The following is a 19,078-nucleotide window of genomic DNA, read 5'->3' as shown; positions in this document are numbered from 1 at the left end:
ATGGACACCTTCTTCTCCTTCTACGTGCTGCCGGCGCTGCTGATCCTTTTGAAGTCGGTCGTGCTGATCGTCGTTCTGTTGATCTTCGTCGCCTATGTGCTTTACGCCGACCGCAAGATCTGGGCGGCGGTGCAATTGCGCCGCGGACCGAATGTCGTTGGCCCATGGGGCACGCTGCAGGCCTTCGCCGATCTGCTGAAATTCGTCTTCAAGGAACCGGTGATCCCGTCCGGCGCCAACAAGGGCGTTTTCCTGCTGGCGCCCTTGGTGTCGGCGGTGCTGGCGATCTCCGCCTGGGCGGTCATCCCGGTCAATGAAGGCTGGGCGATCGCCAACGTCAATGTCGGCATCCTCTATGTCTTCGCCATCTCCTCGCTCGAGGTCTATGGCGTCATCATGGGCGGCTGGGCGTCCAATTCGAAATACCCGTTCCTTGGCGCGCTGCGCTCGGCGGCGCAGATGGTGTCCTACGAAGTCTCCATCGGTTTCGTCATCGTCACCGTGCTGCTTTGCGTCGGCTCGCTCAACCTGTCCGACATCGTCTTGTCGCAACAGGACGGGCTGGGCACGCGGCTCGGCCTGCCCAACACCTTCCTCGACTGGCATTGGCTGTCGCTGTTCCCGATGTTCATCGTCTTCTTCATCTCGGCGTTGGCCGAGACCAACCGGCCGCCCTTCGACCTTGTGGAAGCCGAATCGGAACTCGTCGCCGGCCATATGGTCGAATATTCCTCGACGCCGTTCCTGTTGTTCTTCCTCGGCGAATATGTCGCCGTCGTCCTGATGTGCGCTCTGGCCACCATCCTGTTCCTCGGCGGCTGGCTGCCGCCCTTCAACTTCGCGCCGTTCACCTGGGTGCCGGGGCTCATCTGGTTCGTGCTCAAGGTCTGCCTGGTGTTCTTCATGTTCTCCATGGTGAAGGCGTTCGTGCCGCGCTACCGCTACGACCAGTTGATGCGGCTCGGCTGGAAGGTCTTCCTGCCGATCTCGCTGTTCATGGTGATCGCCACCGCCGCCTTCCTCAAACTCACCGGGTTTGCCTGATGTCAGCATTATCCCAGGCCGCCAAGTCACTGCTTTTGCAGGATTTCGTCGGCGCTTTCTTCCTGTCGATGCGCCAGTTCTTCGCGCCGAAGGAGACGATCAACTATCCGCATGAAAAGGGGCCGGTCAGCCCGCGCTTCCGTGGCGAACATGCGCTGCGCCGTTATCCGAACGGCGAGGAACGCTGCATCGCCTGCAAATTGTGCGAGGCGATCTGCCCGGCACAGGCCATCACCATCGAAGCCGGCCCACGCCGCAACGACGGCACGCGGCGCACCGTGCGCTACGACATCGATATGGTGAAATGCATTTATTGCGGCTTCTGCCAGGAAGCCTGCCCGGTCGACGCCATTGTCGAGGGGCCGAATTTCGAATTCGCGACGGAAACGCGCGAGGAGCTTTATTACGACAAGGACAGGCTCCTGGCCAATGGCGACCGCTGGGAGCGTGAGCTGGCGCGCAACATCTCGCTGGATGCGCCTTACCGCTGATATTTGACGCATGGACGGGGCGAGGGGCCTCGTTTAAGGAACACGCAACTTGCCGACCGGAGGCGGTGGCAAAAAACAGGACGAACGTCCTGTTCTGACAGGAAACCCGGGGGAACCCATGCTGAGTGGACTAGAGGCGGCCTTTTTCTACCTCTTCGCCTTTGTCGCGGTGGCATCGGCGTTCATGGTCATATCGGCGCGCAATCCCGTGCATTCGGTGCTGTTCCTGATCCTGACCTTCTTCAACGCCGCCGGCCTGTTCATGCTGACCGGCGCCGAGTTCCTGGCGATGATCCTGCTCGTCGTCTATGTCGGCGCGGTGCTGGTGCTGTTCCTGTTTGTCGTCATGATGCTCGACGTCGACTTCGCCGAAATGAAGGAAGGCGCCCTGCAATATGCACCGATCGGCGCGCTGGTCGGGCTGATCCTGGCGGCGGAGCTGATCGTCGTGCTCGGCGGCTATACATTCGCGCCGAAACTGGCGGCGACGGTCGCGAAACCCATTCCGGACCTGGCCGCGCGCTCGAACACGGCAGCGCTCGGCGACATCCTCTATACGGATTACCTCTATTACTTCCAGGTGGCGGGGCTGGTGCTGCTGGTCGCCATGATCGGCGCCATCGTGCTGACGCTGCGCCATAAGCCGGGCGTCAAGCGGCAGTCGATCGCCGCCCAGGTCGGCCGCACGGCAGCAACCGGAGTGGAAATCCGCAAGGTCAAGACGGGCGAAGGAGTCTGAGATGGTCGTCGGCATCGCGCACTACCTGACCGTATCGGCGATCCTGTTCACGCTCGGCGTGTTCGGCATCTTCCTGAACCGCAGGAACGTCATCGTCATCCTGATGTCGATCGAGCTGATCCTGCTTGCGGTCAACATCAATTTCGTCGCCTTTTCGGCGGCGCTCGGCGATTTGGTCGGCCAGGTGTTCGCACTGTTCGTGCTGACGGTCGCGGCGGCCGAAGCGGCGATCGGCCTTGCCATTCTCGTCGTCTTCTTCCGCAACCGCGGCTCGATCGCGGTCGAAGACGTGAACATGATGAAGGGTTGACGGAACCACCATGTATCAGGCCATCGTCTTCCTTCCGCTGCTCGGCTTTCTGAGCGTCGGCCTGTTCGGCACCTCGCTCGGGGCCAAGGCTTCCGAATACATCACCTCGGGCTTCCTGGTGATCGCGGCCGTGCTGTCGTGGGTCGCCTTCTTCTCGGTTGGCTTCGGCGGCGGAGAGGTGTTCACCGTGCCGGTGATGCGCTGGATCCAGTCGGGCGGGCTGGAGGCGTCCTGGGCGCTCAGGATCGACACGCTGACGGTGGTGATGCTGGTAGTTGTCAACACGGTGTCGTCGCTGGTCCATATCTACTCGATCGGCTACATGCATCACGATCCGGACCGGCCGCGCTTCTTCGCCTATCTGTCGCTGTTTACCTTCGCCATGCTGATGCTGGTGACGGCCGACAACCTCGTGCAGATGTTCTTCGGCTGGGAAGGCGTCGGCCTTGCCTCCTATCTGCTGATCGGCTTCTGGTACAAGAAGCCGTCGGCCAATGCGGCTGCGATCAAGGCCTTCGTCGTCAACCGCGTCGGCGATTTCGGCTTTGCGCTCGGCATATTCGGCGTGTTCGTGCTGTTCGGCTCGGTCAATCTCGGCACCATCTTCGCCAATGCGGCGACGTTCATTCCGGCGGAAGGCGCGCCGCAAGGTGCGGCCGTGCTGACCTTCCTCGGCTATGCACTCGACAAACAGGCTGCGATGACGGTCGTCTGCCTGCTCCTGTTCATGGGCGCCATGGGCAAGTCGGCGCAGGTGCCGCTTCACACCTGGCTGCCGGATGCCATGGAGGGCCCGACGCCGGTCTCGGCACTGATCCATGCCGCGACCATGGTGACGGCAGGCGTGTTCATGCTGGCGCGGTTGTCGCCGCTGTTCGAGCTGTCGCATTCGGCATTGACCGTGGTCACTTTCATCGGCGCCTTCACCGCCTTCTTCGCGGCGACAGTCGGTCTCGTCCAGAACGACATCAAGCGCGTCATCGCCTATTCGACCTGTTCGCAGCTCGGCTACATGTTCGTGGCGCTCGGCGTCGGCGCCTATGGCGCAGCGATTTTCCATCTGTTCACCCACGCCTTCTTCAAGGCGCTGCTGTTCCTCGGCTCGGGCTCGGTCATCCACGCCGTCTCCGACGAGCAGGACATGCGCAAGATGGGCGGCCTAAGGACGCTCATCCCGAAGACCTACTGGATGATGGTGATCGGCACGCTGGCGCTGACCGGTGTCGGCATCCCGGTGACGATCATCGGCACCGCCGGCTTCTTCTCCAAGGACGCCATTATCGAAGCTGCGTTTGCCGGCCACAATGCGGTCGCCGCGTTTGCCTTCATATTGCTGGTCATTGCCGCGTGCTTCACCTCCTTCTATTCCTGGCGGCTGATCTTCATGACCTTCCATGGCGAGCCGCGGGCCAGCCACGAGGTCATGCACCATGTCCACGAATCGCCGCCGGTCATGCTGGTGCCGCTGTTCATCCTGGCGGCGGGCGCGCTGTTTGCCGGCGTGATCTTCTACGGCGCCTTCATCGGCGAGGGCTATGCCGAATTCTGGAAAGCGTCGCTGTTCACGCTGCCGGACAACCACATCCTGCACGAAATCCACGAAGTGCCGTTGTGGGTCGAGCTGTCACCGTTCATCGCCATGCTGATCGGCTTTGCGATTGCCTGGCAGTTCTATATTCGCGCGCCGGAAATGCCTCGGAGCGTCGCCGCCAACCATCGCCTGCTCTACGCCTTCCTGCTCAACAAATGGTATTTCGACGAGCTCTACGACTTCATGTTCGTGCGGCCGGCAAAGCGCCTCGGCAGCTTCCTGTGGAAGACCGGCGACGGCACCGTCATCGACGGGCTCGGGCCGGACGGCATTTCGGCGCGCGTCGTCGACGTCACCAACCGGGTCGTCAAGCTGCAGACCGGCTATCTTTACCACTATGCCTTCGCCATGCTGATCGGCGTTGCCGCACTCGTCACCTGGATGATGCTCTGATGACCGCCTGGCCGATCCTATCGCTGGTCACCTTCCTGCCGCTGGTTGGTGTGCTGCTCATCCTTTTCGTGCGTGACGACAGCGAGAACGCGCGCCGCAACATCCGCGCCATAGCACTGTTCACGACCGCGTTCACGTTTGTGATTTCGCTGTTCATCTGGACCGGCTTCGACAATTCGCAGCCCGGCTTCCAGTTCGTCGAGAAGTTTGCCTGGCTGGATTCCGGCATCTCCTATCATATGGGCGTAGACGGCATCTCCATGCTGTTCGTCATCCTGACCACCTTCCTGATGCCGCTCTGCATCCTCGCCTCGTGGGAATCGATCGAGAAGCGCGTCAAGGCCTATATGATTGCCTTCCTGCTGCTCGAGACGCTGATGATCGGCGTGTTCTGCGCGCTCGACATCGTCTTGTTCTATGTCTTCTTCGAAGCCGGCCTGATCCCGATGTTCATCATCATCGGTGTGTGGGGCGGCAAGCGGCGCGTCTATGCCTCGTTCAAGTTCTTCCTCTACACGCTGGCCGGCTCGGTGCTGATGCTGCTCGCCATCATGGCGATGTTCTTCCAGTCCGGCACCACCGACATCCCGACGCTTCTGACCCACAACTTCCCGGCCAATATGCAGACTTGGCTATGGCTTGCCTTCTTCGCGTCCTTCGCGGTGAAGATGCCGATGTGGCCGGTGCACACCTGGCTGCCGGACGCGCATGTCGAAGCACCGACGGCCGGCTCGGTAATCCTGGCCGCCATCCTGCTCAAGATGGGTGGGTACGGCTTCCTGCGCTTTTCGCTGCCGATGTTTCCGATCGCATCCGAAATGTTCGCGCCGCTGATCTTCACGATCTCCGTCGTCGCCATCATCTACACCTCGCTGGTGGCGCTGATGCAGGAGGACATGAAGAAGCTGATCGCCTATTCGTCGGTCGCTCACATGGGCTTCGTCACCATGGGAATCTTCGCGATGAACCAGGAAGGCGTCCAGGGTTCGATCTTCCAGATGCTGTCGCACGGCCTGGTCTCCGGCGCGCTGTTCCTCTGCGTCGGCGTCGTCTACGACCGCATGCACACGCGTGACATCGACGCCTATGGCGGGTTGGTCAACAACATGCCGAAATATGCAACCGTGTTCATGATCTTCACCATGGCCAATGTCGGCCTGCCCGGCACCAGCGGCTTCGTCGGCGAGTTCCTGACCATGCTCGGCGTGTTCCGGGTCAACACCTGGGTGGCGTTCTTCGCCGCCACCGGCGTCGTCCTTTCGGCGGCCTATGCGCTCTGGCTCTACCGCAAGGTGATCTTCGGCGCGCTGACCAAGGAAAGCCTGAAAGGCCTGCTCGACCTGTCGACGCGCGAGAAGGTGATCATCTATCCGCTGGTCGCGCTGGTCATCTTCTTCGGCGTCTATCCGGCGCCGATCTTCGACGCGACCGCCGAATCGGTCAAGGCGCTCGTTACCAATGTCACCGCATCCATCGGCGCCGCGCAGACCGCGGCGGCGAACTGACTGGGGGTTTTGCGAACCATGACGCCGGACCTTCTCTCAAGCCTGTCGCTCTCGACGCCAGAGCTGATCCTCGCCATCGGCGCCTTGGCGCTGTTGATGCTCGGCGCCTATTCGCGCGCCAACACCACTGTCACGGTGAGCGGCCTTGCCGTCGCCGTGCTGGTGATCGCCGGCGCCTGGCTGGTCTTTTCGCCGGGACAGGGCAACGCCTATGGCGAAGCCTTCATCCAGGATCCGTTCGCCCGCTTCATGAAGGTGCTGGCGCTGGTCGGCTCGGCGGTGACGCTGGTCATGTCGGTCCGCTTTGCCCAGGCGGAGCGTTTCGACAAGTTCGAATATCCGGTGCTGATCCTGCTCTGCACGCTCGGCATGATGCTGATGATCTCGGCCAACGGCATGATCGGGCTCTATCTCGGCCTCGAGCTGCAATCGCTGGCGATCTACGTGCTGGCGGCGATCAACCGGGACAATCTGCGCTCGACCGAGGCCGGGCTGAAGTATTTCGTCCTTGGCGCGCTGTCGTCGGGCATGCTGCTTTACGGTATCTCGCTGGTCTACGGCTACACCGGCAACACCGGCTTCCAGGAGATCGCCGCGGCGCTGAGCGGCGGTGAGCGCCAGCTTGGGCTCGTCTTCGGCCTGGTTTTCGTGCTGGCCGGCCTTGCCTTCAAGATCTCGGCGGTGCCGTTCCATATGTGGACGCCCGACGTCTATGAAGGCGCGCCGACGCCGGTGACGGCTTTTCTGGCGGCGGCACCGAAGATGGCGGCGATGGCGCTGATGGTGCGCGTCACCATGGGCGCCTTCAAGCCGATCGCCGCCGACTGGCAGCAGATCATCGTCTTCATCTCGATCGCCTCGATGGCGCTTGGTGCCTTTGCGGCCATCGGCCAGACCAACATCAAACGGCTGATGGCCTATTCCTCCATCGGTCATATGGGTTATGCGCTGGTCGGCCTTGCCGCGAACAGCCAGGACGGCGTGCGCGGCGTCGCCATCTACATGCTGATCTATCTGGTGATGACGCTCGGCACCTTCGCCTTCATCCTCGCCATGCGGCGCAAGGAGGGCAATGTCGAGCAGATCAGCGATCTCGCCGGCCTGTCGGCGACCAATCCGATCATGGCGACGATCCTCACCATCCTGATGTTCTCGCTGGCCGGCATCCCGCCGCTCGCCGGCTTCTGGGGGAAATGGTACGTGTTCCTCGCCGCCATCAATGCCAACCTCTACGCGCTGGCGATCATCGGCGTGCTCGCCTCTGTGGTGGGCGCCTACTATTATCTGCGTATCATCAAGATCATGTGGTTCGACGAACCGGTCGGCGGCTTCGTGCCGATGGCGTCCGAACTGCGCGTCGTGCTCGGTGTCTGTGGCGCCTTCGTGCTGTTCTACGTGCTGATCGGCGGCCCGATCGGAACCTACGCCGCTGCCGCAGCCAAGACCTTCTTCTGACGGAATGACGTTCAGGCTGGCTCCAACCGCGGCTTCGGACGGGTTCCGGCTCGAGGCGCACGACACGGTCGGCTCCACCAATGCGCTGGCGCTGGAGCACGCACGGGCCGGCGATCCGGGCAAACTCTGGGTCGTCTCCAAAAAGCAGGAAGCTGGGCGTGGCCGCCGTGGCCGCGCCTGGGCGACGCCCGAAGGCAATCTGGCGGCGACGCTGCTGGTGATCACCAACACCGAGCTTCGGCTTGCCGCGACGCTCGGCTTCGTTGCCGGACTGGCGCTGGCCGACGCGCTCGACGCCGTCGTGCCGAAGGGCAGGATCGCGATCGGCCTCGATGGGGCCAGCCAAGGCAAGAACCGTTTCGAACTGAAATGGCCGAACGATGTGCTTGCCTCGGGCGCCAAGCTCGCCGGCATCCTGCTGGAATCGGCGATGCTGGATGGTGGCCGTTCCGCGGTGGCTGTCGGTATCGGCGTCAACGTGGTGGCTTATCCCAAGGATTTGCCTTATCCAGCGACGTCGCTCAGCGCGCTGGGGTCTGCTTGCGATGCCGAGACGCTGTTTCTGGCGCTGTCGGATGCCTGGAGCGAGAATGCGCGGCTGTGGAACGAAGGGCGTGGGCTTGCCGCCGTCAGGCGGCGCTGGCTGGCGCGTGCGGCGGGGCTTGGCGGGCAGGTTGCTGTCAGAATTGACGGTAATGTGGTGCGCGGCACCTTCGAGACCATTGACGAGGACTGCCGTTTCGTGATCCGCGACGATGAAGGTTCGGTTCTGACGATCGCTGCCGGCGACGTGCATTTCGGCGCGGTTGCCTCGGCCGGCGTTTGACCGGCCAATACGTTTGACTGGCCAGGTATTTGACCAGCTTGAATTTGACCGGCCGACAATTTTGACCGGCCCACAATTTTGACCGGCAAGGAAGGAAAGACCATGGCGACAGCGGAAAACGCCGAACTTGTCTTCGTGCCGCTCGGCGGTGTCGGCGAGATCGGCATGAACTTCGCCCTCTACGGCTATGGGCCGGCCAATGCGCGCGAATGGATCGTGGTCGACGTCGGCGTCACTTTTCCCGATGCAACCCTGCCCGGCGTCGACCTGGTTCTGCCCGACACGCGTTTCATCGAGGAGAATGTCGCCAATCTGCGCGGCATCGTCATCACCCATGCGCATGAGGACCATTACGGCGCGCTCCACGACATCTGGCCGAAGCTCAAGGCGCCGGTGTGGATGACGCCGTTCAGCGCCGGCCTGCTGGAAGCCAAGCGGCAGGGCGAGCAAGGGGCGCCGAAGATCCCGGTGACGATCTACCGGGCCGGCGAGAAATTCACCGTCGGCCCGTTCGAGATCGAGGCCATCCCTGTTGCGCACTCCATTCCCGAACCGATGTCGCTGGCGATCACGACGCCGGCCGGCGTCGTCATCCATACCGGCGACTGGAAGATCGATCCGGCGCCGACGGTCGGGCCGATGACCGACGAGGCGCGCTTCCGAGCCTATGGCGACAAGGGTGTGCTGGCGCTGGTCTGCGATTCCACCAATGCGATGCGGGAAGGGGAATCGCCGTCCGAAGTGGCGGTGGGCGAGGGCCTCAAGAGCGTCATCCAGAACGCCAAGGGCCGGGTCGCCGTCACCAGCTTCTCCTCCAATGTCGGGCGTATCGTCTCCATCGCCAAGGCGGCGCGGGATGCCGGCCGCCAGTGCCTGGTGATTGGCCGCTCGATGAAGCGCGTCATCGATGTGGCTGATGAACTCGGCTATATGGACGGGTTGCCGGAATTCATCGCCGAGGAGGATTACGGCTTCATCCCGCGCGAAAACCTCGTCATCATCTGCACCGGCAGCCAGGGCGAGCCGCTTGCCGCACTTGCCAAGCTGTCGCGCGACGAGATGAAGTCGGTGGCGCTGACGGCCGGCGACACGGTGGTGTTTTCCTCGCGCACCATTCCCGGCAACGAGAAGGCGATCCTCGAAATCAAGAACCGCCTGATCGATCTCGGCATCAAGATCATCGAGGACGGCGATGCGCTGGTGCATGTCTCCGGCCATCCACGCCGCAGCGAATTGCGCAAGATGTATGAATGGGTGCGGCCGCAGATCGGCGTTCCCGTGCATGGCGAAGCGGCGCATCTGGTGGCGCAGGGCTCGCTGATGTCGACGTCCGGCATCGGCCAGGTCGCGCAGGTGCGCGACGGCGACATGCTCAGGCTGTATCCGGGTGCCGCCGCCATCATCGACCAGGTGCCGTTCGGCCGCATCTACAAGGACGGAAGGCTGATCGGCACCGACCAGGCGATGGGCATTCGCGACCGCCGCAAGCTGTCCTTTGCCGGCCATGTCGCCGTCAATGTCGTGCTCGACGACAAATACGAGCTTGCCGGCGATCCCGATCTCGTCGCCATCGGCGTCGCCGAGGCCGACGGCAGCGGCGAGAGCCTGGAAGACCTGATGATCGATGCGGCAATCGGCGCCGTGGACTCCATCCCCCGCCAGCGCCGAAAAGACCTCGACCTGGTCCAGGAGGCAGTGCGGCGCGCGGTGCGCGGCGCGGCCAACGAAGCCTGGGGCAAGAAGCCGCTGGTGACGGTGTTCGTCACAAGGTAAGTGAATAGTGAATAGTGAATAGGATGTTGTGGGTTAGCGGTTTTGCAATGCGCAATATTCCATTCACCATTCACTACTCACTACTCACTACTCACTACTCACTACCCCAGACCTGGAGCACCCTATGCTCGGACGCCTCAACCATGTCGCGCTTGCGGTGCCGGATCTGGCCGCGGCTGCGGCGGTCTATCGCGATACGCTTGGCGCTCGCGTGACCGCGCCGCAGGCGCTGCCGGAGCATGGCGTTACGGTGGTGTTCGTCGACGTCGGCAACACCAGGATCGAGTTGCTCGAGCCTCTCGGCGAAGCCTCGCCGATCGCCGCATTCCTCGCGAAGAATCCGTCCGGCGGCATGCACCATGTCTGCTATGAGGTGGACGACATTGTTGCGGCGCACGACCGTCTCAAGGCCAGCGGCGCGCGCGTGCTGGGCGACGGCAATCCGAAGATCGGCGCACATGGCAAGCCGGTATTGTTTCTGCACCCCAAGGATTTCTTCGGCACGCTGGTCGAACTGGAGCAAGCATGAGTTGGGTTTCGTTTGTCGCCCTGTTCTTCGCCACATGGTGGGTGGTGTTGTTCGCCGTCCTGCCGTTCAGCATGCGGACGCAGGACGAGGATCGGGACGTGACGCTTGGCACGGTTCCGAGCGCACCGCGCGGACCGCACATGCTGCGCGCGGCGCTGCGCACGACGATCGTCACGCTGGTCCTCATGGGTATCTTCTACGGCATCACGAGAGGGCTTGGCCTCGGTATCGACGACATCCCGCACATCGTGCCGGATTTCAACCAGAGCCCAGCGCATTAGCCGGCTACCTACCGTGTCCGACTATCCCAGCCTAAAGCGCGTCGCGTTCGACCGGCCTCATCGGACGCGCTTTAAGTTCTTGTTTGATGCATGTCGTTATCGCAAAACCGCTGCACGCTTTTGCGCGACATGCATTAGCCGACGCTCTGAAATCAAGCTGAGCCAGCAAGGTCAATCCAAAGTAAAGGCCGGGGCGGGTTTGGGCTGACGCAACGTCATGTAGTTTGGTAATCTGTCGTGCTAACCAGATGATTGCACAAAAAAAATGCAAGGCGCGAGGCCTTGCAATTTAAACGCGTCCGATCTGTTTCCGGTGTCCGGCGGCAGCGAGTTACCGCGCCTAGATCGCATCCTCCCAAGACTTTGACCGCGTAGGAGGGCAGATTTTTCTCTACCCTCTCGGTTATGGGGGCACACTAGCCTAAGGCGGGTGAAAATGTCACGAAGAATTTTGCCCGGAAACAGGCAATCTCGTGCTGCAGTGCACAATAGTACGGCAGGCGTTGCTTGCGAAACGCCCAGCAAGCCGCGTGCGGCAATTGCGGCGCCTGTGCAGCGCTTGGGCCGGGTTTCCATTCCGCCATGAAATGGCTATGAAGCCGGGGCAAGCAAGCCTGCGCTGCGCCGATTCCGGCGCCGCCATCCTCTCTCACGGACCAGTCCATGCGTTTGTCGCGCTATTTCCTGCCCATTCTCAAAGAAAATCCGCGCGAGGCCGAGATCGTCTCGCATCGGCTGATGCTGCGCGCCGGCATGATCCGCCAGCAGGGGCAGGGCAGCTTTTCCTGGCTGCCGCTCGGCAAGCGGGTGCTGGACAAGGTCTGCCGGATCATTCGCGAGGAGCAGAATCGCGCCGGCGCACTCGAAATCCTGATGCCGACCATCCAATCGGCCGAGCTGTGGCGCGAAAGCGGCCGCTATGAAGACTACGGCAAGGAGATGCTGCGCATCAAGGACCGGCAAGACCGCGATATGCTCTACGGGCCGACCAACGAGGAGATGGTCACCGAGATATTCCGCTCCTATGTCAAGTCCTACAAGGACCTGCCGCTCAACCTCTATCATATCCAGTGGAAGTTTCGCGACGAGGTGCGCCCGCGCTTCGGCGTCATGCGTTCGCGCGAGTTCCTGATGAAGGACGCCTATTCCTTCGACCTCGATTATGAAGGCGCCAAGGCCGCTTATAACCGCATGTTCGTGTCCTATCTCAGGACGTTTACGCGCCTGGGGCTGCAGGCCATTCCGATGCGCGCCGACACCGGGCCGATCGGCGGCGACCTCAGCCATGAGTTCATCATCCTGGCCGACACCGGCGAGAGCCAGGTGTTTTGCCATCGCGACTATCTCTCGCTTGAGGTGCCGGGGGCGGATACCGATTTTTCGAACGACGCCGAGATCGGCGGCATCGTCAAGACGTGGACGACGCCCTATGCCGCCACCGACGAAATGCATGACGAGGCGGCATGGGAAAAGCTCTCCGAAGGCGACAGGGTCTCGGCGCGCGGCATCGAGGTTGGGCATATCTTCCATTTCGGCGACAAATATTCCAAGCCGATGGGCGCCAAGGTGACCGGGCCGGACGGCAAGGATCATTTCGTTTCTGGCGGTTCCTACGGCATCGGCCCGTCCAGGCTGGTCGCGGCGATCATCGAGGCCAGCCATGACGATAACGGCATCATCTGGCCGGAGGCGGTGGCACCGTTCGATGTCGGCCTGATCAACATGAAGGCTGGCGATGCCGAATGCGACCGCGTCTGCCGCGAGCTGAATGCCGCCTTTGCCGCCGCCGGCAAGGAGGTGCTCTACGACGACACCGACCAGCGGCCGGGCGGCAAGTTCGCCACCGCCGACCTGATCGGGCTCCCGTGGCAGGTGATCGTCGGGCCGCGTGGTGTCGCCGCCGGCGAGGTCGAAATCAAGAACCGCAGGACCGGCGAGCGCGAGACGCTGCCGATCGGCGACGTGAAAAAGCGTTTCGGTGCCGCCGTATGAGTGAAGCGGCAGCAGCCAAACCTTCGGCGGCAGGACCCTTTTCCGGCTTCGAGCGCATGGTGGCGTGGCGCTATCTGCGCTCGCGCCGCAAGGAGACGGTGATCTCGGTGATCGCCTCGATCTCCTTCCTCGGCATCATGCTGGGCGTTGCCACGCTGATCGTCGTCATGGCGGTCATGAACGGCTTTCGCGCCGAACTGCTGACGCGCATCCTTGGCGTCAACGGGCACCTGATCGTGCAGCCGCTCGACATGCCGCTGGAGGACTATGACCAGGTCGCCGGCCGCATCAACGGCGTGCCCGGCGTCAAATATGCCATTCCGCTGATCGACGGGCAGGTGCTGGCGCAAGGCAATGTCGGCGGCGGCACCGGCGCGCTGGTGCGCGGTATACGCGGCGAGGATCTCGGCAAGATCACGATCGTCGCCAACAACATCAAGGCGGGCTCGATCGTCGGCTTCGACACCGGCGAGGGAGTCGCCATCGGCAGCCGCATGGCCGAGAATCTCGGCCTTGTGCTCGGCGATACCATCACGCTGATCTCGCCCGAGGGCGACGTCACGCCGCTCGGCACGACGCCGCGCATGAAAGGCTATCCGATAACCGCGATCTTCGAGGTCGGCATGTCGGAATATGACAGCTCCATCGTCTACATGCCGTTTTCGGAAGCGCAGCTTTATTTCAACATGGACGGCAGGGCGCAGACGATCGAGATCTACGCCGACAATCCCGACAATATCGACGCGCTGAAGCCGAAGGTCGAAGAGGCGGCGCAACGGCCGATCACCCTCGTCGATTGGCGGGAGCGTAACAAGACGTTTTTCGACGCGCTGCAGGTCGAGCGCAACGTCATGTTCATGATCCTGACGCTGATCGTGCTGGTGGCGGCGCTCAACATCATTTCGGGCCTGATCATGCTGGTGAAGGACAAGGGCCACGACATCGCCATCCTGCGCACCATGGGCGCCACGCGCGGCGCGATCCTGCGCATCTTCCTGATGACCGGGGCTGCGATCGGCGTTGTCGGCACCATCGCCGGCGTGCTGCTCGGCATCGTGATCTGCCTCAACGTCGAGCGCATCCGCCAGTTCTTCTCCTGGCTGGCCAACGAGCGGCTGTTCAATCCCGAGCTTTATTTCCTGAGCCAGCTGCCGGCGCGCATGGATGCCAGCGAGACGATCTCGGTCGTTCTCATGGCTTTGGCGCTGTCGTTCCTGGCGACACTGTTTCCGGCGTGGCGCGCTGCCAGGCTCGATCCGGTCGAAGCGCTGAGGTACGAATGATGGCCGAGGCCATTATCGAGCTGAAGAGCGTCGAACGCCATTATGTACAGGGGCCGCGCAAGCTGACCATCCTGAACGGCGCCGATTTTTCGCTGAAGCGTGGCGAGATGGTGGCGCTTGTGGCGCCGTCGGGCACCGGCAAGTCGACGCTGCTCCACACGGCCGGGCTGCTGGAGCGACCGGACGCCGGCGACGTGATCCTGGCGGGGCGCGCCTGCGGCCGGCTTTCCGACGACGAGCGCACGGCGATCCGCCGCAACGATGTCGGCTTCGTCTACCAGTTCCATCATTTGTTGCCTGAGTTTTCTGCGCTGGAAAACATCATGATGCCGCAGCTGATAAAAGGGCTGCCGCGCAAGGAGGCGGCCGAGCGGGCGGCGCAATTGCTCGACTATATGCAGATCGGCAAGCGGGCACAGCATCGCCCCTCCGAGCTCTCCGGCGGCGAGCAGCAGCGGGTCGCCATTGCGCGTGCCGTCGCCAATGCGCCGCTGGTGCTTTTGGCCGACGAGCCGACCGGCAATCTCGACCCGGTGACCGCTTCCTATGTGTTCGAGGCGCTGGCAGCACTGGTCCGGCAATCGGGCCTGGCGGCGCTCATCGCCACCCACAATCACGAGCTCGCCTCGCGCATGGACCGCCGCGTGACGCTGTCCGACGGCAAGGTTGTGCCGCTTTAGGGTGCGCTGCAATTGAGGCGATGACGGCCCGCGAGCTGCCGTGCGCCGTCCCGCCGCTTTCGCGCGCCTGTCGGCCCCGAAACGCTCGGCATCTCCTTCTCAACCCTTTCTTAACCCTGTCGAAATGACCGAGCGCAATTCGGGTGACGCCCGGACTGCGATCGTTGACATTCGAACAAAATTAGAACAAAATACGAACATACTAACAACAGGAGAGAGTTATGACCGATCTTGTTCAGGATGTCGTCTCGCTGGTGTGCATGAGCACGTTCCTCATTTCCATGGCAATCTGGATCGGCGCGATGTGAGGATTGAGCTCAAGGGCGGGCTCGATGCTGATGAGCGAGGGCCGCCTTCGCATATTGGCGCAGGCATTGGGCGAGTGTTTCAGCCGGCCTTGCGGGACACTTCGACAGGCGACACCGCGGCGGGCCCGAACACGTCCTCGAAAGCGGATTTCAGCGCCAGGTCGAGGTCGGCCATGGTCACGGGAAGGCCGAGGTCGACAAGGCTGGTGACGCCGTGATGCTGGACGCCGCACGGCACGATGCCGCTGAAATGGCTAAGGTCCGGCTCGACATTGATGGCGATGCCGTGAAAGCTCACCCAGCGCCTCAGCCTGATGCCGATGGCGGCGATCTTGTCCTCGGCCGCCGAGCCGTCGGGCAAAGCGGGGCGGTCCGGCCGAACCACCCAGACGCCGACGCGGTCCTCGCGGCGTTCGCCGCGTACGTTGAAGGCGGCCAGCGAGCCGATGATCCATTGTTCGAGTGCGGCGACGAAGGCGCGGACATCCTCGCGCCGCCGCTTCAGGTCGAGCATGACGTAGGCGACTCGCTGGCCCGGCCCATGATAGGTGTATTCGCCGCCACGCCCGGCGGCAAAGACCGGGAAACGGTCCGGCTCGATCAGGTCCTCGATGCGGGCGCTGGTGCCGGCGGTGTAGAGCGGCGGGTGCTCGACCAGCCAGACCATCTCGCCGGCGGCGCCGCTGCGGATTGCCTCGGCGCGCGCCTCCATCACGGCGAGCGCATCGGGATAGGCGGTGAGCCCGGGCTCGATGCGCCATTCGACCGGCGCCGAGCCGGGCAAGGGCAGGAACGACGTGGCGATCTGGCTGCGTTCTGTCATGATATCTCGTCTCGCCACTCATATGGCGGCAATCGGTACAAACGTCCAGTTCCGGCACGTTCGGCCCTTGAAGAGTTATGCCGATGTCCGGCCGATTATTGCTGGCCGCGCACTTGTTTCACCGGAAACGATTTGCTACACGCCGCGGGCCGGTTGGTTCCGGCTCCTACCACGTGCGGTCGTGGCGGAATTGGTAGACGCGCAGCGTTGAGGTCGCTGTGGGGCAACCCGTGGAAGTTCGAGTCTTCTCGACCGCACCATCAAATTCGTGAACTTGGCCCTCTAAGCCATTGAAACTCCAGTCCGGCAGAGCACCCGTTGATGAGGGCGCTTGGCGTTCTTGCCGAAATGCGATACAATTTGGGATACAAACTGAGATACATCGCGAGTTTGGCCCATGCGAAAAGAGGCCGTCGCAGAGCCCGCCAGAGACCCGGATCGCTACCTCGTCCAGCGCGACGGAATTTTCTATTATCATCGGCGAATGCCCGCCAAGATGGTCGGCATCGACGATCGCGGCAGGTTCATTCGCAAGTCCCTGGGAACGGACGAACGCCGCCTCGCACGTGCCATGCGCGACAAGCTCGAAGACGCGGACAAGACCCTGTGGGCGGTGCTTCTTTGCGGCGGCGAGACAAGGTCAGCACTCGATCAGTATCGCGACGCCGTTCGCCGGGCTGAAGCCATGGGCGTTTCCTACCTTTCAAATGGACAGGTGGCAGGCTTTCAGAATGTCGATTCAATTTTAAAGCGTGTCGAGGCGCTGGAGCGCGTTCAAGCGGCCCCCGCGGTCGCCGACGCTCTCCTCGGCGGGGTGCAGGTGCCGCCGGTCAAAGTCTCCAAAGCTTTTGATCTCTACGCCGATGAGATCATGGCCCATGAAGTCGCGGGTAAGAGCCAGTCGCAGCGCCGAATGTGGAAGAAGGTAAAGCAGAGAGCCGTAAACAATTTCGTTGCCCTGGTTGGTGACAAGCCGATCGGCGACGTCACGCGTGAAGACGGACTGACCTTCTACCGGTTCTGGCTCAAGCGCATCGCGCCGCCGCCAGACATCGGAGCCGCGACACATTCGGCGTCTGCCGGCAATCGAGACCTCGGCAACATGCGGGATCTCTACAGGCGTTATTTCGCTCATTTGGGCGAGGAACAAAAAGGCACCCCATTCGATGACCTCCGCTTTTCGGAGCGTGGCAAGCGCCGTCGTAAACGGCCGTCATTCGAACCCAAATGGATAACCGATCAGATCATGAGGCCGGGCGCTTTAGCATCCCTGGATGCTCAAGCGCGTCGCTGCGTTCTGGCGCTGATCGAGACAGGCACACGCCCAAGCGAGATATGCAATCTTGATGAGACCGTGATCTTCCTTGACACGCCGGTTCCGTATGTTCGCATTACCCCACGAGAGGACGCCGATGATCCGCGCGAGATCAAGACCGAATGGTCAGTGCGAGATGTACCGCTGGTAGGCGTCGCGCTGGAAGTTTTTAAGAAAAATCCGCAGGGCTTTCCGCGCTACCGCAATCGTGAAGAGGCGCTTTCTGCAAACCTCAATAAATTCTTTAAAACACACAAACTTTTCCCGACACCGAAGCACAAGATTTATTCCCTCCGGCACAGTTTCGAGGATCGTATGAAGGAGGCAGGTATCGACAGCGAGCTTCGCAAAATCTTGATGGGCCATACGATAGAGCGTGTAGAGTATGGTACGGGCGGATCGTTGCAATGGCGACGAGACGAACTCAAAAAAATTGCTTTGCCTTTCGATCCCGAGATCGTTTGAGCCGTTCCTGGACGCGCAGCATTGCGCCCATCTCTGCAATCAATTTCTTCTTCTCCCGTTCAAGACGCTCGTAAATCGGGAGATACGCTCGTCCTTTGTTGCCAGCCTTGTGGATAGCTAGGGCGAGCGTATCCAGAGCGCGGTCAATTCTGTCTAAGGTCACGGGCTCAGGAACAGTGCTTACCTGTGGCAGAACACAGGTCATTGTCTGTCCCGTCTGTTTCCTGTTCGGCGATGACACAGACGAGATAATGGCAGCAGGCGCAGGTGAGAAAAGCGGTTTGCCTCTCGCATCGTGCAGCGGCGATACTTCGACGTAGAAATCGGAAAACACGCTTGCGGCAACTCTGCACTGTCAGATGCAGCTAGCCACATCCGGCCACATGAATTGCTGAGCGGACTCAGACGGGTCGATGCCCTTGAACCGGACACGAGACCGAATCGATCCACAGGCTGTCGGCGGGCCGGAATGCCTCATCCGATCCGACCAAACCGATCGGAGGACGCAGGCAATGCCGGATTTGGTGGGCTATAATTACCTGAGGAGAGGCAATCAGCTGATCCGGATCAGTGCGTGGGAGCGCGAGTATCTCGGGAGGTCGCTTATGATTACCTTATCATTAGCATTCCTCGATATTGCGGCACCTTTGGGGTGAGTTTGACAAGCTTCACACGGCGATCGCTTGGCAGGAAATCGGTTATGAGATTCGTGTCGGTTCAATGATGGGCGGGACCAACTGCGCCGAAAGCGAACAAATTCGAATACTTAATGTAAAGTCTTGGGTCATGCTGTCCGAATGCAGTACTGTGCGGGCGATCAGCCAACGATTGGCGAAATTTTGAACAGGCTACCATTACCGATGGCCTAGACACCGTTTTCGTCCTTCGTTGCCGCAAGAAAGGTATCGCCAACTGCCGGATCAATCCGATCAGCCTGTGGCAACGCGCAACGGCTCCAACGCTCAGCGTTTCGGGCGGGGCTGAAGAGGTCGATGACTGCCGCACCCGGAGCAGTTCGACGTATTCCTTATTTTGCTTGGCCCGCTGAAATGCAGCCGCATCTTTAGAAGGAACGAACCGTCTGGCAGGACGGCGCAAGCAATTGATGGCGACGCCGTCGAGTGGATGGAGAAAGTCACTGACAAACGATACCGCCGCTGAACGTTACCGGTCCGCAGCGTCTCGCACTTGGCTGCCAACTCACCCCAGCCAATACCTCGGCCCCGGCCCCTTGCGTCCTGCCATATCGGCAGGGTTCGCAAGGCTACACCGGTC

General features: G+C 61.8%; 16 protein-coding genes and 1 tRNA gene. 16 read left to right on the top strand and 1 reads right to left on the bottom strand.

The features are described from left to right. From nuoH to NKJ73_RS17365, 14 genes are all read left to right on the top strand, one after another. Positions 1-1,044, top strand: a complete 1,044-nt coding sequence (gene nuoH / locus NKJ73_RS17430; RefSeq protein WP_352570379.1) for an NADH-quinone oxidoreductase subunit NuoH — start codon at positions 1-3, stop codon at positions 1,042-1,044. After that, positions 1,044-1,535 carry an NADH-quinone oxidoreductase subunit NuoI gene (nuoI, locus tag NKJ73_RS17425; protein WP_254818109.1) on the top strand — a complete coding sequence of 164 codons (492 nt, stop codon included), beginning with the start codon at positions 1,044-1,046 and terminating at the stop codon, positions 1,533-1,535. Before nuoH ends, nuoI begins: the two co-directional genes overlap by 1 nt. Before the next feature lie 118 nt (positions 1,536-1,653). Continuing rightward, positions 1,654-2,274 (top strand): NADH-quinone oxidoreductase subunit J, encoded by a 621-nt coding sequence (locus NKJ73_RS17420; RefSeq protein ID WP_023676621.1) that lies wholly within the window; start codon positions 1,654-1,656, stop codon positions 2,272-2,274. 1 nt (position 2,275) lies between these two features. Next, the gene (nuoK, locus tag NKJ73_RS17415) at positions 2,276-2,584 is read left to right on the top strand and encodes an NADH-quinone oxidoreductase subunit NuoK (protein ID WP_023676620.1); all 309 of its coding nucleotides are present in this window, start codon (positions 2,276-2,278) and stop codon (positions 2,582-2,584) included. Positions 2,585-2,594: 10 nt separating this feature from the next. Beyond that, positions 2,595-4,568 (top strand): NADH-quinone oxidoreductase subunit L, encoded by a 1,974-nt coding sequence (gene nuoL, locus NKJ73_RS17410; RefSeq protein WP_352570378.1) that lies wholly within the window; start codon positions 2,595-2,597, stop codon positions 4,566-4,568. Next, entirely contained in the window at positions 4,568-6,073 is a 1,506-nt protein-coding gene (locus NKJ73_RS17405) for an NADH-quinone oxidoreductase subunit M (RefSeq protein WP_352570377.1), read from the top strand. Before nuoL ends, NKJ73_RS17405 begins: the two co-directional genes overlap by 1 nt. An 18-nt stretch (positions 6,074-6,091) precedes the next feature. Then, positions 6,092-7,528 (top strand): NADH-quinone oxidoreductase subunit NuoN, encoded by a 1,437-nt coding sequence (nuoN, locus tag NKJ73_RS17400; protein ID WP_352570376.1) that lies wholly within the window; start codon positions 6,092-6,094, stop codon positions 7,526-7,528. Positions 7,529-7,532: 4 nt separating this feature from the next. Continuing rightward, positions 7,533-8,354 carry a biotin--[acetyl-CoA-carboxylase] ligase gene (locus NKJ73_RS17395; protein WP_352570375.1) on the top strand — a complete coding sequence of 274 codons (822 nt, stop codon included), beginning with the start codon at positions 7,533-7,535 and terminating at the stop codon, positions 8,352-8,354. Between the two features lie 102 nt (positions 8,355-8,456). After that, entirely contained in the window at positions 8,457-10,127 is a 1,671-nt protein-coding gene (locus tag NKJ73_RS17390) for a ribonuclease J (protein WP_352450006.1), read from the top strand. Positions 10,128-10,251: 124 nt separating this feature from the next. Further along, positions 10,252-10,656, top strand: a complete 405-nt coding sequence (gene mce, locus NKJ73_RS17385; RefSeq protein ID WP_023676614.1) for a methylmalonyl-CoA epimerase — start codon at positions 10,252-10,254, stop codon at positions 10,654-10,656. Next, the gene (locus NKJ73_RS17380; RefSeq protein ID WP_023676613.1) at positions 10,653-10,937 is read left to right on the top strand and encodes a DUF1467 family protein; all 285 of its coding nucleotides are present in this window, start codon (positions 10,653-10,655) and stop codon (positions 10,935-10,937) included. Before mce ends, NKJ73_RS17380 begins: the two co-directional genes overlap by 4 nt. 663 nt (positions 10,938-11,600) lie before the next feature. Further along, positions 11,601-12,929 carry a proline--tRNA ligase gene (gene proS, locus NKJ73_RS17375; RefSeq protein ID WP_352570374.1) on the top strand — a complete coding sequence of 443 codons (1,329 nt, stop codon included), beginning with the start codon at positions 11,601-11,603 and terminating at the stop codon, positions 12,927-12,929. Beyond that, on the top strand, positions 12,926-14,212 hold the full coding sequence (locus NKJ73_RS17370; RefSeq protein WP_352458234.1) for a lipoprotein-releasing ABC transporter permease subunit: 1,287 nt from the start codon (positions 12,926-12,928) through the stop codon (positions 14,210-14,212). The genes proS and NKJ73_RS17370 overlap by 4 nt, the downstream gene beginning before the upstream one ends. After that, positions 14,209-14,892 carry an ABC transporter ATP-binding protein gene (locus NKJ73_RS17365; RefSeq protein ID WP_023676610.1) on the top strand — a complete coding sequence of 228 codons (684 nt, stop codon included), beginning with the start codon at positions 14,209-14,211 and terminating at the stop codon, positions 14,890-14,892. Before NKJ73_RS17370 ends, NKJ73_RS17365 begins: the two co-directional genes overlap by 4 nt. A 387-nt stretch (positions 14,893-15,279) precedes the next feature. Here NKJ73_RS17365 and lipB read toward each other — a convergent pair whose 3' ends face one another. Beyond that, on the bottom strand, positions 15,280-16,023 hold the full coding sequence (lipB, locus tag NKJ73_RS17360; protein ID WP_023676608.1) for a lipoyl(octanoyl) transferase LipB: 744 nt from the start codon (positions 16,021-16,023) through the stop codon (positions 15,280-15,282). A gap of 175 nt (positions 16,024-16,198) precedes the next feature. Between lipB and NKJ73_RS17355 the strand changes: the two genes are divergently transcribed. Both NKJ73_RS17355 and NKJ73_RS17350 read left to right on the top strand, forming a co-directional pair. Next, a tRNA-Leu gene (locus NKJ73_RS17355) sits at positions 16,199-16,283 on the top strand. Between the two features lie 137 nt (positions 16,284-16,420). Then, entirely contained in the window at positions 16,421-17,803 is a 1,383-nt protein-coding gene (locus NKJ73_RS17350; protein WP_352458233.1) for a DUF6538 domain-containing protein, read from the top strand. Positions 17,804-19,078 lie beyond the last annotated feature (1,275 nt).

It is taken from the genome of Mesorhizobium sp. M0074, assembly GCF_040322975.1.
Taxonomy (GTDB): Bacteria; Pseudomonadota; Alphaproteobacteria; order Rhizobiales; family Rhizobiaceae; genus Mesorhizobium.
The sequence above is the reverse complement of the archived record's forward strand: the minus strand, read 5'-3'. Positions and strand labels throughout refer to the sequence as shown.